18 protein-coding genes and 1 tRNA gene are annotated in these 12,305 nt (G+C 70.1%); all 19 read right to left on the bottom strand.

Going from position 1 to position 12,305, the window contains the following annotated elements; translation table 11 throughout:
- Positions 1–139: 139 nt before the first annotated feature.
- Positions 140–628 (bottom strand): TlpA disulfide reductase family protein, encoded by a 489-nt coding sequence (locus tag MTBUT4_RS10475; RefSeq protein ID WP_173979637.1) that lies wholly within the window; start codon positions 626–628, stop codon positions 140–142.
- Positions 625–1,635 (bottom strand): hypothetical protein, encoded by a 1,011-nt coding sequence (locus tag MTBUT4_RS10470; protein WP_173979636.1) that lies wholly within the window; start codon positions 1,633–1,635, stop codon positions 625–627. Before MTBUT4_RS10470 ends, MTBUT4_RS10475 begins: the two co-directional genes overlap by 4 nt.
- Positions 1,635–2,312, bottom strand: coding sequence for an ABC transporter ATP-binding protein (locus MTBUT4_RS10465; protein ID WP_173979635.1), 678 nt, complete (start codon positions 2,310–2,312; stop codon positions 1,635–1,637). The genes MTBUT4_RS10470 and MTBUT4_RS10465 overlap by 1 nt, the downstream gene beginning before the upstream one ends.
- A 10-nt stretch (positions 2,313–2,322) precedes the next feature.
- Positions 2,323–3,459 (bottom strand): ABC transporter permease, encoded by a 1,137-nt coding sequence (locus tag MTBUT4_RS10460; protein ID WP_173979634.1) that lies wholly within the window; start codon positions 3,457–3,459, stop codon positions 2,323–2,325.
- Positions 3,456–3,761 (bottom strand): hypothetical protein, encoded by a 306-nt coding sequence (locus MTBUT4_RS10455; RefSeq protein ID WP_254434815.1) that lies wholly within the window; start codon positions 3,759–3,761, stop codon positions 3,456–3,458. The genes MTBUT4_RS10460 and MTBUT4_RS10455 overlap by 4 nt, the downstream gene beginning before the upstream one ends.
- Positions 3,758–3,940 carry a hypothetical protein gene (locus MTBUT4_RS10450; RefSeq protein WP_173979633.1) on the bottom strand — a complete coding sequence of 61 codons (183 nt, stop codon included), beginning with the start codon at positions 3,938–3,940 and terminating at the stop codon, positions 3,758–3,760. Before MTBUT4_RS10450 ends, MTBUT4_RS10455 begins: the two co-directional genes overlap by 4 nt.
- Positions 3,941–3,975: 35 nt before the next feature.
- Positions 3,976–4,359, bottom strand: a complete 384-nt coding sequence (locus tag MTBUT4_RS10445; protein WP_173979632.1) for a DUF2946 family protein — start codon at positions 4,357–4,359, stop codon at positions 3,976–3,978.
- A 158-nt stretch (positions 4,360–4,517) separates the two neighbouring features.
- Positions 4,518–4,958: a copper chaperone PCu(A)C gene (locus tag MTBUT4_RS10440; RefSeq protein ID WP_173979631.1), complete on the bottom strand. Its 441-nt coding sequence runs from the start codon at positions 4,956–4,958 to the stop codon at positions 4,518–4,520.
- A 104-nt stretch (positions 4,959–5,062) separates the two neighbouring features.
- The gene (locus MTBUT4_RS10435) at positions 5,063–5,206 is read right to left on the bottom strand and encodes a hypothetical protein (protein WP_173979630.1); all 144 of its coding nucleotides are present in this window, start codon (positions 5,204–5,206) and stop codon (positions 5,063–5,065) included.
- Positions 5,207–5,698: 492 nt separating this feature from the next.
- Positions 5,699–5,774, bottom strand: a tRNA-Phe gene (locus MTBUT4_RS10430).
- 54 nt (positions 5,775–5,828) lie between these two features.
- A complete protein-coding gene (locus MTBUT4_RS10425; RefSeq protein WP_173979629.1) occupies positions 5,829–6,020 on the bottom strand; it encodes a DNA gyrase inhibitor YacG in 192 nt (63 codons plus the stop codon).
- A gap of 2 nt (positions 6,021–6,022) precedes the next feature.
- Positions 6,023–7,330, bottom strand: a complete 1,308-nt coding sequence (locus MTBUT4_RS10420) for a ribonuclease E/G (RefSeq protein WP_173979628.1) — start codon at positions 7,328–7,330, stop codon at positions 6,023–6,025.
- Positions 7,320–7,904 carry a nucleoside triphosphate pyrophosphatase gene (locus MTBUT4_RS10415; RefSeq protein WP_371737788.1) on the bottom strand — a complete coding sequence of 195 codons (585 nt, stop codon included), beginning with the start codon at positions 7,902–7,904 and terminating at the stop codon, positions 7,320–7,322. Before MTBUT4_RS10415 ends, MTBUT4_RS10420 begins: the two co-directional genes overlap by 11 nt.
- Before the next feature lie 5 nt (positions 7,905–7,909).
- The gene (gene infA / locus MTBUT4_RS10410; protein WP_173979627.1) at positions 7,910–8,128 is read right to left on the bottom strand and encodes a translation initiation factor IF-1; all 219 of its coding nucleotides are present in this window, start codon (positions 8,126–8,128) and stop codon (positions 7,910–7,912) included.
- 96 nt (positions 8,129–8,224) lie between these two features.
- On the bottom strand, positions 8,225–8,668 hold the full coding sequence (locus MTBUT4_RS10405) for an arsenate reductase ArsC (RefSeq protein WP_173979626.1): 444 nt from the start codon (positions 8,666–8,668) through the stop codon (positions 8,225–8,227).
- 4 nt (positions 8,669–8,672) lie between these two features.
- On the bottom strand, positions 8,673–9,149 hold the full coding sequence (locus tag MTBUT4_RS10400; RefSeq protein WP_173979625.1) for a UPF0262 family protein: 477 nt from the start codon (positions 9,147–9,149) through the stop codon (positions 8,673–8,675).
- 2 nt (positions 9,150–9,151) lie between these two features.
- Positions 9,152–10,456 carry a histidinol dehydrogenase gene (gene hisD, locus MTBUT4_RS10395; RefSeq protein WP_173979624.1) on the bottom strand — a complete coding sequence of 435 codons (1,305 nt, stop codon included), beginning with the start codon at positions 10,454–10,456 and terminating at the stop codon, positions 9,152–9,154.
- Complete coding sequence (gene hisG / locus MTBUT4_RS10390; protein ID WP_173979623.1) at positions 10,443–11,117, bottom strand: ATP phosphoribosyltransferase; 675 nt, start codon at positions 11,115–11,117, stop codon at positions 10,443–10,445. The genes hisD and hisG overlap by 14 nt, the downstream gene beginning before the upstream one ends.
- A gap of 50 nt (positions 11,118–11,167) precedes the next feature.
- A complete protein-coding gene (locus tag MTBUT4_RS10385) occupies positions 11,168–12,208 on the bottom strand; it encodes a GDSL-type esterase/lipase family protein (protein ID WP_173979622.1) in 1,041 nt (346 codons plus the stop codon).
- Positions 12,209–12,305: the final 97 nt, after the last annotated feature.

Here is a 12,305-nt window from a genome sequence, read left to right as displayed (position 1 = left end):
TTCTCGTCTTCGTTCAACATTCGCCAGATGTCCCGGCACCCCTCGCAGCAGAACCGCAGGGTCCGGCCGCGTGATCGATGGTCATATCCGGGCCGCTCGACCGGCAGGCCGCACAGGTCGCAGGGCTGCCGGTCGCCGCTCACAGCAGGTCCTCCACCGCTTGGCGGAAGGCCGCCTCGTCCGTCTCGCCCAGGATGCGCCGCTTCACCGTGCCGTCGCGGCCGACCAGCACGGTCATGGGCAGCGCGGTCACCCCCCAGGCGCGGGAAATCTTCGATCCCGGGTCGAGCAGGATGGGATAGGACAGGTCCATGGGCGCCACGAACGCCTCGATGTCCTTGCGGCTCTGGCCGGCATTGACCGCCAGCACCAGCAATCCGTCGTCACGGTGCCGGCGCCAGATCGGCTCGATGGCTTTCATCTCGTCCTTGCAGAAGGCGCACCAGCTGGCCCAGAAGCGCACCACCACCACCTTGCCGGCCGCCGCCGCCGGCAGCTCGATGGTCTCGCCGGTCAGGGCCTTGGCCGAGAACGGCCGCACCGGCTCGCCCACATGGGGAGCGCCGGGGCCGTCGTCGCAGCCGGCGGCCAGCAGCAGGATGGTCAAGGCGAGGACGCGGGCGATCATGGCGCCGCCTCGAACAGGATCAGGTGCGAGCGCAGGACCAGCCACAGGGCGACCACGCCGAAGGCGGCGAAGCAGGCCAGCGAAACCCCGACCAGCCGCCGCGCCGCCCGCGGCGCCGCCAGGGCCAGGCTGGGATGGCGCCGGGTCCGCGCCGCGATGCCGCCGCCCACGCCGCACACCGTGCCGAGGAACAGCGGCAGATAGAGGGCGTAGCCGACATGGCCGTATTCGCGCTTGAGCAGGCAGAACGGGCAATGGTGGTGCGGCAGCTCGTAGACGTAGACGGAAATGGTCGACACCACCGCCGCCAGCCCGATCCCCAGCACCGCCGCCGAGGCCAAGGCATGAACCACGCCGCCCGAACCGCGCAGCAGGAAATGGGCGCCGCTGGCGGCCACCGCCGCCAGGCCGGCCGCCAGCAGGCCCAACGCCACCCCGTGCGGCATGGCGGCCAGGGCGTTGCTGGTGACGGTGATGCCGTTGCCGCTGAACAGGGTCGAGCAGCACGAGGTGATGACGTCGGCGCGCAGGCCCAGGAAATAGGCCAGTTGGACCCCGCCGGCCACCGCCACCACCGGCGCCAGCCCCAGCAGGGCGGCGTATTTCAGCCGGATCAGCGGATAGTCCCAGCCCAGGTTGTCGACATGGTTGAGCACCAGCCAGAAGGCCGACAGGAAGAACACCGCCATGTGCAGGTAGAGGGCGGGAAAGCCCCAGCGATCCACCTTCAGCGTCCCCACCGCGCACATCGCCCCGGTGAACAGCGAGGCCATGCGGTCGGCGTTGAAGACGAACAGCACCAGCGCCGCCCCCTGGGCGACCAGGACCAGCTTCAGCAGGGTGGCGACCAGATAGGTCCGGCGCTCCATCTCCAGCTGCGTCTCGGCGCCGCTGGCCATGTCCCAGCGCCGCAGCACCCGCACCACGAAGGGCAGCGACGAGGCCAGCATCAGGGTCGAGACCGCCGAGGCCAGGATCAGCGCGATGATGGCCGGCTGGAACAGCATCAGCGCGCCTCCACCTGCCGGCCGTCGCGGAGCGAGACCACGCGATCGACCACCGCCGCCTCGGCCACCATCGGGTCGTGGCTGGTCATCAGCAACGTGCGTCCGTCGCGCTTCAATCCCGCGACGATGGACAGGAACTGGGCCGAGCGCTCGCTGTCCAGGTTGGCGGTCGGTTCGTCGGCAATCAGCACCCGGGGATCGTTGATCAGCGCCCGCGCGATGGCCGCCCGCTGGGCCTCGCCGCCCGACAGCCATTCGGCGCGGGCCTCGGCCTTGTCGGCCATCTCCAGGCGCTCCAGCAAGTCCATCGCCCGCGCCTTCAGCCGGCCATGGGGCAGCCCCACCGGATAGGCCGGGATCATGACGTTCTCGACCACGGACAGGCCCTTGATCAGGTTGAAGTTCTGGAACACGAAGCCGAAGGTGGAGCGCCGTATTTCGGTGAGGAACCGCTCGGGCATGGCCGAGATGTCGCGCTCCTCCAGGTGCACCCGGCCCGAGGTCGGCCGCGCCAGGGCGCCGACCATGGTCAGCAGCGTGGTCTTGCCCGAGCCGCTGGGGCCGCGGAACACCGTCACCGCGCCGGCCGCGAGCCGCAGATCGATGCCCTTCAGCGCCCAGAACTCGTTGTGGCGCCCCTGGTTGAAGGCCTTTCTGACGTCGGTGAGGCGGATCATGGCGGCGGCCTCATCGCATCACCTGATCGGGATCGACGGTGGCGGCGCGCCAGATCGGCACCACGGTGGCCACCGTGTAGGGAAAGACGGTGAAGAAGAACAGGGTCGCCACCTGCAACTCGTCCACGAACGGGGTCAGCCGGAAATCGGGATAGAGCACCGCCCAGCCCTTCAGCACCGGCTCGAACAGCGGCGCGCCGAAGTGGAAGACGTGGAGATAGCCCAGCACGTAGCCGGCCAGGAAGGCGGTCAGCGAGATGACCATGCCTTCCAGGGTCTTGAGCCTGATGACGTCCGAGGTCTCCCAGCCCACCGCCTTGAGGATGCCGATCTCGCGCCGCTCCTCGGCCGACAGGCCCGACGCCTTCTCCCAGGCGAAGATGCCAAAGGCCAGGATGGCGCCCGACAGCAGCACCAGCAGCATGCCCTCGCGCCAGTCGAACACCGAATCGTAGGTGCGCAGGATCTCGTCCCTCAGGATGATGCGGGTGTCGGGCAGCGCCGCGTCGATCTTCTCGGCCACCGTGCGGATTTCGCGCGGATTGCGCACCGAGGCGACGATGTCGGTGAAGCGGCCCTCCGGTACCCCGAACAGGCGGCGGAAATCGGCCTCGGAGACCAGGAACAGGTCGGCCGAGACCAGCGCCGAGTCCCGCTCCAGGGTTCCCGCCACGGTGAACTGCACCAGCTGGCCGTCATGGGCGCGGAAGCTCAGCGTGTCGCCGGGGGCGGCGTCGCGCACGGCGGCGACGCCGCTGCCGATCAGGGCGGTGCCCGGCGCCGGCGGCTGGTCGCGCGGCACCATCAGGGTGTAATTGGCCGCCGCCGCCGGGTCGAACAGGTAGCCCCACAGCCGCCCTTCCGCCGCGCGCACGCCGCGCACGCCGCGGATCGCCTCGAGATGGCCGGCGGGAATGAGGTCGTGGCGCCCCGCCACCAGCTTCTGCACCACCACCTCGGGGCTGTCCTTCAGCACCAGCCGCGCCTCGTGGCGGATGGCGTGGCTGAACAGCATCACCGAGGCCAGCACGAACACCACCAGGGTGTAGACCGCCAGCAGCCCGAGATTCTTGCCCCGCCGCCGGCCCAGCGACGACAGGGCGAAGTCCAGCAGGTGCCGCTGGCGGCTGATCCAGCCGGCGGTCATGGCCGCCCCCGTTTCGCCGCTGCCGGCGCCACCAGCGACCCGGTGGGGAAGTGCTCGAAGGCGAAGGGATGGTCCTGGAAGGCGGCGTGCAGGTCGGCCTGGCTGGGGTTGCGGGTGTAGCGCGCCTCGGTGAACAGGGCGAGGTCGGTCAGCTCCAGCCGCGCCGCCAGGGCGCCCCGCGCGGCCAAGCCCGGCCCCGCCGCCGCCGAACGCAGCCCGGCATCGACGAAGGTCGCACCCAACGCCGCGACGGCGCCGGCCAAGCCGGCCAGCGCGATGAAGGACGGACGCACGGGGCTCATACCCGGGCGGCGGCCTTCATCAGCACGATGCGCAAGGCGCTGGTCAGGCTGGGTCCCAGGCCCACCGCCTGCGACAGCGCCGGCACCAGGATCAGCGAGGCCAGGGTCAGGCCGGTGCCCAGGACCACCGACGACGCGGCGGACCCATCACGGGCCGCGACGGAAACGGATTTGCTCATCACTCATCTCCCACATTTGCGTGAAGCACGATTGCTTACGCGTGGGAGGGTGGCCCTCGGGGGGGAGAGGATGGCGGGAAGGCCGCGCGAACCGGGCGGTCGTCGGCCGCCATGTCGGGCACGGCCACGCCGGCCGGCCAGGCGAAGGGCAGCACCAGGATCGAGGGCTCGATGGCGACCGCCGCCGCCAGCTGGCACAGCGGGCAGTGACCGGGCGCAACGCCGTCGGCATCGGCATCGGTCCCGGCAGCGTCGGCCAGATGCACCGAACAGGTGGGCGGGAACAACCCCTCCTCGACCCAGGCGGCGCGGGGCTGCGACAGCGGCAGCAGGATCTGGACCACCAGCGCCAGCACACCCAGCAGGGCCGCCCAGCGGCGCCCCGTCCTGGAATGAATGCTGTGGCCGGACCGTGACATCGCGGTTGCGTCCCTGATGGTAGCCGTCGGCAAGGTAGCTCACCTGGCCAAGCAGCATATTGATCGCGGTCAAACCGGAAAAGAGAAATCGTTCACCCGCTCTTCGCCGGCGGAAAATCCGCCAGGGCGCCGCACAGGGCCGGCCGAATCCTTGGCGGCTATTGCGGCGCCTGCGCCCGCACCGGCAGGACGCGCGCTTCCGTGGCGATTCTTCCCGCCTTCTCGAAGATCAGGACCACCGGCACCGACTGGCCTTCCTTCAACGCCTTCCTCAGGCCGATCAGCATGACGTGCAGCCCGCTGGGCTGAAAGGTGACCCGCCCGTCCGCCGGAACCTCAACGGCCTCGACCGGCCTCATCTTCAGCACATCGCCTTCCTCGATGTGCGTATGCAGCTCCACTGTTTCGGCGACGGGAGAGGTGGCGGCCATCAGCCGGTCGGGGACAGCGCCCCGGTTGATCAGCGTGAAGTAGATCGCGCCCGTCCTGGCCGTGGCGGCGGTGGCCCGGGTCCAAGGTGACTGGACGGATATTTCGCCCGCCCGCGCCGCCCCCGCGAGGGCCAACAACAAGACCACGATCGGCCAACCCGCCCGCATTTCCTAGGCCTCCGGCATCATCACGAACCGAGATACCATTTGATCCGCGGGGTTGTCCTTGCTCTTGATCAATGGCCGTACCGGCAATGCCCATGTCGCCCGGCTCACGCCGCGACGGTGTCCTGGGCCAGCAGGGCCTTCAGTTCGGCGACGCATGAGCCGCAGCCGGTTCCCGCCTTCAGCAGCGGCCCGTCATCGCCGCCTCCATCGACAAGCTGCGGCGCGAACCCGACGAGGCGGTCAGCCAACTGGCCGAACGCAAGGTGGGCGAATCGCGACGCAGGACGCAAGCATCAGGCGAGCGGCAACCGCTCCGATCCCCTTCATAGCCCCTCTCCATCGAAATAATTGGGGCGGCTCAGGCGACTTTATCAGATCAACCCAAAGTGCAAACCACTGGGACGGTGTCGCCGCACCGAGTGGCGGCGATGGCGACGGGGTCACCAGCCCTGACCGCTTGTGCCGCCCGCTCGAAACGCTCGGCGGCATTTCTGTCACTGACGTTCCTTGCACGATTGGCGGCGGCTTCGCGTTGGGCGGCGGGTCGGTGACGGTCGCGGGCATGGTCGCGCCGCTGGCGTGCCTCGGCAAGCCCGATGGCGGCTCCCCGCTCGGTGTCCGGTGGGCTGGTCTTTGGCTCGAAGAAGAAAGTATTGGGGGAGAATTGGGGGAGAGCGGCACAGACGCAGAAACGCCCCGCTTCTGGCGGGGCGTTAAAGCCTTGATTTCAAGGGAATAAATGGTGCCCAGGGCCGGAATCGAACCAGCGACACTGCGATTTTCAGTCGCATGCTCTACCAACTGAGCTACCTGGGCACGGCGGCTTCTGGCCGAAAGAGAGGGCGCTTATAACGGGTTTCGGCGAGGCTGTCAAACGTCGTCGTCGCCAGCATTTCCGCCTGTTTCCCCGGCCTCGTCGGTCTCGACCCGGTAGGCGCCGCCGAGCCAGCGGTGGAGGTCGACGTCGGCGCAGCGGCGCGAGCAGAAAGGGCGGAATTTGGCGTCGGCGGGCTTGCCGCAGACCGGGCAGGGCTTGTTGGTGTTGGCGGGGGCGGGCGGCATGGTCAGACCTCCTCGATGCCGACATCCTCGCGCCGGCGGGCGGACTCGGTGCGGATGGTCAGCGGGCGGCCCAGGCGGGCTTCCGCTTCCGCCAGCGCCTGGGGGCGGCGGGCGAGGGCGGCGGCGAGGTCGGGGGCCACCGTCAGGGTCAGGGCGCGGCCGGGGCGGTGGCGGGCTTCGGCCAGGGCCAGGCGCAGGGCAGCCAGGGCCAGCGCCTCAGCCGAGGCGCGCCAGTCGCGTTCGCCGGACAGCTCGGCCAGGGAGGGGCCGCGACGCTCGCGGGTCATCTCGATCAGGCCCAGCGCCGTCGTGCCGATGACATGGGTGGCCACCGGGTCGGCGGCCACCGCCTGTTTCAGTGCCGACATCAGCTTGAGCAGGGCACCCTTGCCGCCGCCCGAGACGAAGTCCACCGCGAACTGGCCCGACAGGTTGCGCAGGCGGAGCTGGCGGGCGATCACCGCCACCGCCTGGGTGTTGGCCTCGGCCGCCGTGGCCGGGCCGGAATCCACGTCGATGGCGATCAGCGCGGCGGTCGGCTCGATGGCGACGCGGCCGCCGCAGGGCAACCGAACCTCGGGCTCGGCGGCCGCCTGCAGCGCGTCCTCGACGCCGGACAGGGCGAAGACCGGGCCGGCCTGATGGTGCTCGACCAGGGCGCCGAAGCGGCCGCGCAATTCGGCGAAGGCGGCGGCATCATCGACCAGGATGCGATGGGTGCCGGGATGGTCGGCCAGCAGCCGGGCCACCGGGTCGGGCCGCCACGCCACCAGCGGCGGCGCGCCGGCGGCGGCGGCCTGGATGGCGCTCCAGGCGGCGCGGTGGGAAACCAGCTCGGCCTCCAGCTCGGGCTCGGAGGCGGTCAGGGCGCCGATGCGGGTCGCCACCCCCTCGCCCTCGGCCAGCAGCGGCTCCAGCTTCTCCAGCAGGCGGGCGCGCTTGTCCTCGGCCAGCTTCTTCGGCAGGGTCACGCCGGACCGCAGGCGGGAATAGGCCAGCAGGCGGCCGGGCAGCACGATGTCGGCCGACAGCGTCGCGCCCTTGGAGCCGACGGCATCGGCCCGGACCTGGGCCAGCACGGCGGCGCCGCGGGTCAGCCCCTTGGTGCCCTGCAGGAAGGCGGGACGGTCCTGGCCGATATCGACGAAGGCGGCGCCCAGCTTGGGCGCCATCTCCACCACCCGGCCCAGCACCACCGCCCCGGCCAGCAGCTCGGGCCGCACCATGGCGACCTCGACCAGGCGGCCTTCGCGCACCAGGGCGATGCGGCTTTCACCCGGTCCCCAGGAATAGAGGATGTCAGTGGCCATGCAATCCCGCTCCGCGCAGCATCTGCACGGTCTCGAACAGTGGCAGGCCGACCACGTTGGAATAGGAGCCCGAGAGCTGGCGCACGAAGGCGGCGGCCAGGCCCTGGATGGCGTAGCCGCCGGCCTTGCCGTGCCATTCGCCGGACTCGAGATAGGCGGCCAGCTCGGCCCGGTCCAGGCGCTTGACGGTGACGGTGGTGGTGACGGTGCGGGCCAGCAGCCGGCCGTCGGGTCCCAGCAGCGCCACGCCGCCATGGACGCGGTGGCGCCGCCCCGACAGCAGCTCCAGGCATTTGGCGGCGGTGCGCTGGTCCTCGGCCTTGGGCAGGATGCGCCGCCCGCAGGCGACCACGGTGTCGGCGGCCAGGACGAAGCATTCGGGATGGCGGGCGGCGACGGCGCGGGCCTTGGCCTCGGCCAGGCGGGCGGCGTGGGGCAGCGGCAGTTCGCCCTTCAGCGGTGATTCGTCGATGTCGGCGGGATCGACCGCGGCGGGGATGATGCCGACCTGACGCAGCAGGTCGAGGCGCCGGGGCGAGGCGGAGGCGAGGACCAGCCGGTCGATCTCGGTCAACGCGGCTACTTGAAGCGGAAGGTGATGCGACCCTTGGTCAGGTCGTAGGGCGTCATCTCGACGTTGACCCGGTCTCCGGCCAGCACGCGGATGCGGTTCTTGCGCATCTTGCCGGAGGTGTGGGCGAGGATTTCGTGCTCGTTGTCCAGCTTGACCCGGAACATGGCGTTGGGAAGCAGTTCGGACACGGTACCGGAGAATTCGATCACGTCCTCTTTCGCCATAGGTCCTTCCATCGGCGGTTCAAGTCATAGCCGGGCACATAAGTGAGCGCTAAGCCACCCCAGGTCAAGCCCTTTTGCGCCCGGACGCGGCCGTCCCTATTCCCGCGCCAGGGTGGCCGAGGGGAAGCGTTTTCGGATGCGGGCCATCAGGTCGTCGCGCACCTGGCGATAGGCGTCCAGGCGGGCGTCGCGGCTGCCCTCGATCAGGGTGGGATCGAAGGTGGGCCAGAACTCGACCTCGCAGGCCAGGGTGCGGGTCAGCTCCAGCGCCGAGTGGTGGGCCTCGGGCGACAGCGAGACCACCAGGTCGAAGCTGTCGTCCTCGAGCTCGTCGAAGGTCTTGGCGTGGTGCTTGCGCAAATCGACGCCGATCTCCTCCATCACCTCGACCACGAAGGGATCGAGCTGGCCCGGCTTCACCCCCACCGAATCCACGAACACCCGGGTGCCGAACAGGCGCTTCATGATGCCCTCGGCCATGGGCGAGCGGATGGAATTGAAGGTGCAGCAGAACAGCACGGCGGAGGGCAGCTCGCCCACCGGCTCAGCCCCGGATGTGCAGGACGCAGATCAGCGTGAAAAGCCGCCGGGCGGTGTCGAAGTCGATGTCGACCTTCCCCGCCAGCCGGTCCTTCAGCAGGTCCGAGCCCTCGTTGTGCAGCCCGCGCCGGCCCATGTCGATGGCCTCGATCTGCGAGGGCGAGGACTTCTTGATGGCGGCGTAGTAGCTCTCGCAGACCAGGAAGTAGTCCTTGACGATGGACTTGAACGGCATCAGCGGCAGCGGCACCTGCAACTGCGGCAGGTCCTCCTGGGTGCGGATGTCGAACAGCAGCCGGTTGTCCTCGAGCGAGAGGTGCAGGTTGTAGGGGCCGACGTAGTCGCCCCCCTGCGGCGCGAAGTAGTTCTCCTCGAGCAGGTCGTAGATGGCGATGTTGCGCTCGTGCTCGACCTCGGGCCGGCGCCGCACCATGGTCTTCTCGTCGAGCTGGACGTGGACGATGCGCTGCCGGTGCGGCATGGCTACCCCCGACCCAGATTCAGGCGCAACGCCACCGACAGGCCGTGCGCCCCCAACCCCTCGGCCTCGGCCAGGGCCAGGGCGGCGGGGCCGACGGCGCGCAGGGACTCGGCGTCGCAGCCGATCAGGGTGGTGCGCTTCATGAAGTCGTGCACCCCCAGCCCCGACGAGAAGCGGGCCGAGCGGGCGGTGGGCAGCACGTGGTTGGGGCCGCCGACATAGTCGCCGACCGCCTCGGGCGTGTAGCGCCCCAGGAAGATGGCGCCGGCGTTGCGGATGCGCGCCGCCAGGGCATCGGGGTCGGCCACCGCCAGTTCCAGGTGCTCGGGCGCGATGCGGTCGACCAGGGCCGGCGCATCGGCCAGCAGATCGGGCACCACGATGACGGCGCCGTGGGCTTCCCAGCTCTCGCGGGCGATGGCGGCGCGGGGCAGGGTGGCGAGGTGGGAGGCCACCGCCTGCACCACCCGCTCGCCGAAGCCGGCATCGTCGGTGATCAGGATCGACTGGGCGGCGGTGTCGTGCTCGGCCTGGGACAGCAGGTCGGCGGCGATCCAGGCGGGATCGTTGGCGCCGTCGGCGACCACCAGGATTTCCGACGGGCCGGCGATCATGTCGATGCCGACGATGCCGAACACCTGGCGCTTGGCGGCGGCGACATAGGCGTTGCCGGGTCCGACGATCTTGTCCACCGGGCGGATGGTGGCGGTCCCAAAGGCCAGCGCCGCCACCGCCTGGGCGCCGCCGACGCGGTAGATCTCGTCCACCCCGGCCAGGCGGGCGGCGGCCAGCACCAGCGGATTGAGCCGGCCGTCGGGGGTGGGGACCACCATCACCAGCCGCCCGACTCCGGCGACCTTGGCCGGGATGGCGTTCATCAGCACCGACGACGGATAGGCGGCGGTGCCGCCCGGGACATAGAGGCCGGCGGCCTCGACCGCGGTCCAGCGGCAGCCCAGCCGCACTCCGGCGGCATCGGTGTAGGCGTAGCCCTCGGGCAGCTGGCGGCGGTGGAATTCGCCGATGCGGTCGGCCGCCAGTTCGAGGGCGGCGATCAGCTCGGCCGGAACCTGGGCGATGGCGGCATCGACCTCGGCGGCGGGGATGCGCAGGGTTTCGGGCGTGAGGCCGGGCAGGCGGTCGAAGCGGGCGGTGTACTCGATCAGCGCCTCGTCGCCGCGCGCCTTGACGTCGGCGATGATGGCGGCGACGGCGGCGTTCACATCGACGTCGTTCTCACGCTTCATGTCGAGAAGGGCGGCGAAGCCGGCCTCGAAGCCGGGGGCGCGGGACTCAAGCCGCAGCATCGGCGGTCTCGCGGGCGATGCGGAAGCGCTCGATCCACCCGGTCAGTTCCCCCGGGCGGGTCTTCAGCGCGGCGCGGTTGACGATCAGGCGGCTGGTCACGTCGGCGATCACCTCCACCTCCTTCAGGCCGTTGGCCTTCAACGTCGAGCCGGTGGACACCAGGTCGACGATGCGGCTGCACAGGCCCAGCGACGGAGCCAGTTCCATGGCGCCGTTGAGCTTGACGCACTCGGCCTGGACCCCGCGCTCGGCAAAGAAGCGCCGGGTCACCTCGGGATACTTGGTGGCGATGCGGACGTGACTCCAGCGGCGCGGATCGTCGGTGGCGGCCAGGTCGGCCGGCTCGGCCACCGACAGGCGGCAGGCGCCGATGCCCAGATCGAGGGGGGCATAGAGTTCGGGATAGTCGAACTCCATCAGCACGTCGTTGCCGGCGATGCCGAGATGGGCGGCGCCGAAGGCGACGAAGGTGGCGACGTCGAACGAGCGCACCCGGATGATGTCGATGTGCGGGTGGTTGGTGGCGAAGCGCAGCAGACGGCTCTTGGGGTCGTCGAAGGCGGCCTCGGGCTCGATGCCTGCGGCACGCACCAGGGGCATCGCTTCGTCGAGGATGCGGCCCTTGGGCAGCGCGATCACCAGCTTGTCGTCCATCACCATGCTCGAAAATTCAAGAATCGGGGGCAACCTGTTTACCCGGAATCACGCGCTCATACCAGACCCGCGAGCTTGGCGTGGAGCCAGCGGCCGATCTTCTCCGACCCGCTCGGGCTGGTATGGAGAAGGTCGTAGAAATCCCCGGTCTCGAAGGTCAGCTCGCGGGCCAGGTCCAGGCACAGCAGCCCCTCGTCGCGGCAGACCTCGCGGGTGGCCTGGTTGAAGCGCGCCAGCAGGCGGTAATTATCGACGCCGTTGCGGCCTTCCGTGCTCGCCACTCCCAGCACCTTGCCGTCCACCACCCGGTAGTCGCCGCGCGGCTGGGTGACCAGCACCGGCACCGCGCCCATCTCGTGGATCAGCTGGGCCATCCGCTTCAGGCGCGCCTTGTAGGCCTCGGGGGTGGAATTGGGGCCGGCCGAGAAATCGGGCTCGGCGGGGGTGTCGGTCCATTCCACGCCGGCGTAATCGACCCGGTGGTGGGTGAGCTTGGCCTGGCGCGCCTTCAGGATGCCGGCGACCTTGCCCCAGGCGCGGATGATGGCGCTGCGCTGGCGGAACCGCTTGATCGGGTCGGGGTGGCGCAGATCGTCGATCCAGGCGCCCGAGACGTGGACGTCGTTCAGCCCGACATAGGCCAGCACGAAGCGCGGCCTGAGGTTCGGGATGGCGGGGAACCAGTCCTCCAGCGACTTGATGTGGCCGACGGTGCTCTGGCCGTCGATGCCGGCATTGGCCACCACCACGTCGTCGCGGCCCTGGGCGCGGAACTCGCGCTCGGCCACCGCCTGCCAGGTCTGCTCGTCGGGCAGGAACAGCTGGTTGGTGGTGCTGCCGCCGATGGTGAGGATGGTCACCTTCGCCGGGTCCACGCCTGCGCCGCGCAGTGCCCACCGATCGCGCCGGTAGAGGAACGGCTGCGCGCCCGGATAGAGCCCCTCGGGATTGACGGTGACGGCGGTGCCGCGCGGCAGGTCGAGGCGGGCGATGGGGTCGCTGCGCAGCCAGTCGCCGAAGATGAGTTCGGCGACCACCACCAGGCCGAGGAGCAGGGCGAGATTGACGAGGACGACCTTGAGAACCTTGGCGCGCATGGCGCCCTTATAGCCTTGGGGGGAGGCGGGGTCAAATTTCGCCGTTTTGGGTCCCCCAACCCCTCCTGGCCTCAATCGAGGTCATTCCCTATCCGTA

It is taken from the genome of Magnetospirillum sp. UT-4, from assembly GCF_902729435.1.
Classification (GTDB): Bacteria; Pseudomonadota; Alphaproteobacteria; order Rhodospirillales; family Magnetospirillaceae; genus Magnetospirillum.
Note: the sequence above shows the minus strand (reverse complement) of the source record. Positions and strands in the feature narration are given on the sequence as shown.

Coding starts and splice junctions, on each gene's coding strand:
- MTBUT4_RS10400 (WP_173979625.1), bottom strand. CDS start 9,149: ATGCCGCACCGGCAGCGCATCGTCCACGTCCAGCTCGACGAGAAGACC.
- MTBUT4_RS10475 (WP_173979637.1), bottom strand. CDS start 628: ATGATCGCCCGCGTCCTCGCCTTGACCATCCTGCTGCTGGCCGCCGGC.
- MTBUT4_RS10385 (WP_173979622.1), bottom strand. CDS start 12,208: ATGCGCGCCAAGGTTCTCAAGGTCGTCCTCGTCAATCTCGCCCTGCTC.
- infA (WP_173979627.1), bottom strand. CDS start 8,128: ATGGCGAAAGAGGACGTGATCGAATTCTCCGGTACCGTGTCCGAACTG.
- MTBUT4_RS10440 (WP_173979631.1), bottom strand. CDS start 4,958: ATGCGGGCGGGTTGGCCGATCGTGGTCTTGTTGTTGGCCCTCGCGGGG.
- hisG (WP_173979623.1), bottom strand. CDS start 11,117: ATGGTGATGGACGACAAGCTGGTGATCGCGCTGCCCAAGGGCCGCATC.
- MTBUT4_RS10460 (WP_173979634.1), bottom strand. CDS start 3,459: ATGACCGCCGGCTGGATCAGCCGCCAGCGGCACCTGCTGGACTTCGCC.
- MTBUT4_RS10450 (WP_173979633.1), bottom strand. CDS start 3,940: ATGAGCAAATCCGTTTCCGTCGCGGCCCGTGATGGGTCCGCCGCGTCG.
- MTBUT4_RS10455 (WP_254434815.1), bottom strand. CDS start 3,761: ATGAGCCCCGTGCGTCCGTCCTTCATCGCGCTGGCCGGCTTGGCCGGC.
- MTBUT4_RS10425 (WP_173979629.1), bottom strand. CDS start 6,020: ATGCCGCCCGCCCCCGCCAACACCAACAAGCCCTGCCCGGTCTGCGGC.
- MTBUT4_RS10420 (WP_173979628.1), bottom strand. CDS start 7,330: ATGGCCACTGACATCCTCTATTCCTGGGGACCGGGTGAAAGCCGCATC.
- MTBUT4_RS10445 (WP_173979632.1), bottom strand. CDS start 4,359: ATGTCACGGTCCGGCCACAGCATTCATTCCAGGACGGGGCGCCGCTGG.
- MTBUT4_RS10465 (WP_173979635.1), bottom strand. CDS start 2,312: ATGATCCGCCTCACCGACGTCAGAAAGGCCTTCAACCAGGGGCGCCAC.
- hisD (WP_173979624.1), bottom strand. CDS start 10,456: ATGCTGCGGCTTGAGTCCCGCGCCCCCGGCTTCGAGGCCGGCTTCGCC.
- MTBUT4_RS10470 (WP_173979636.1), bottom strand. CDS start 1,635: ATGCTGTTCCAGCCGGCCATCATCGCGCTGATCCTGGCCTCGGCGGTC.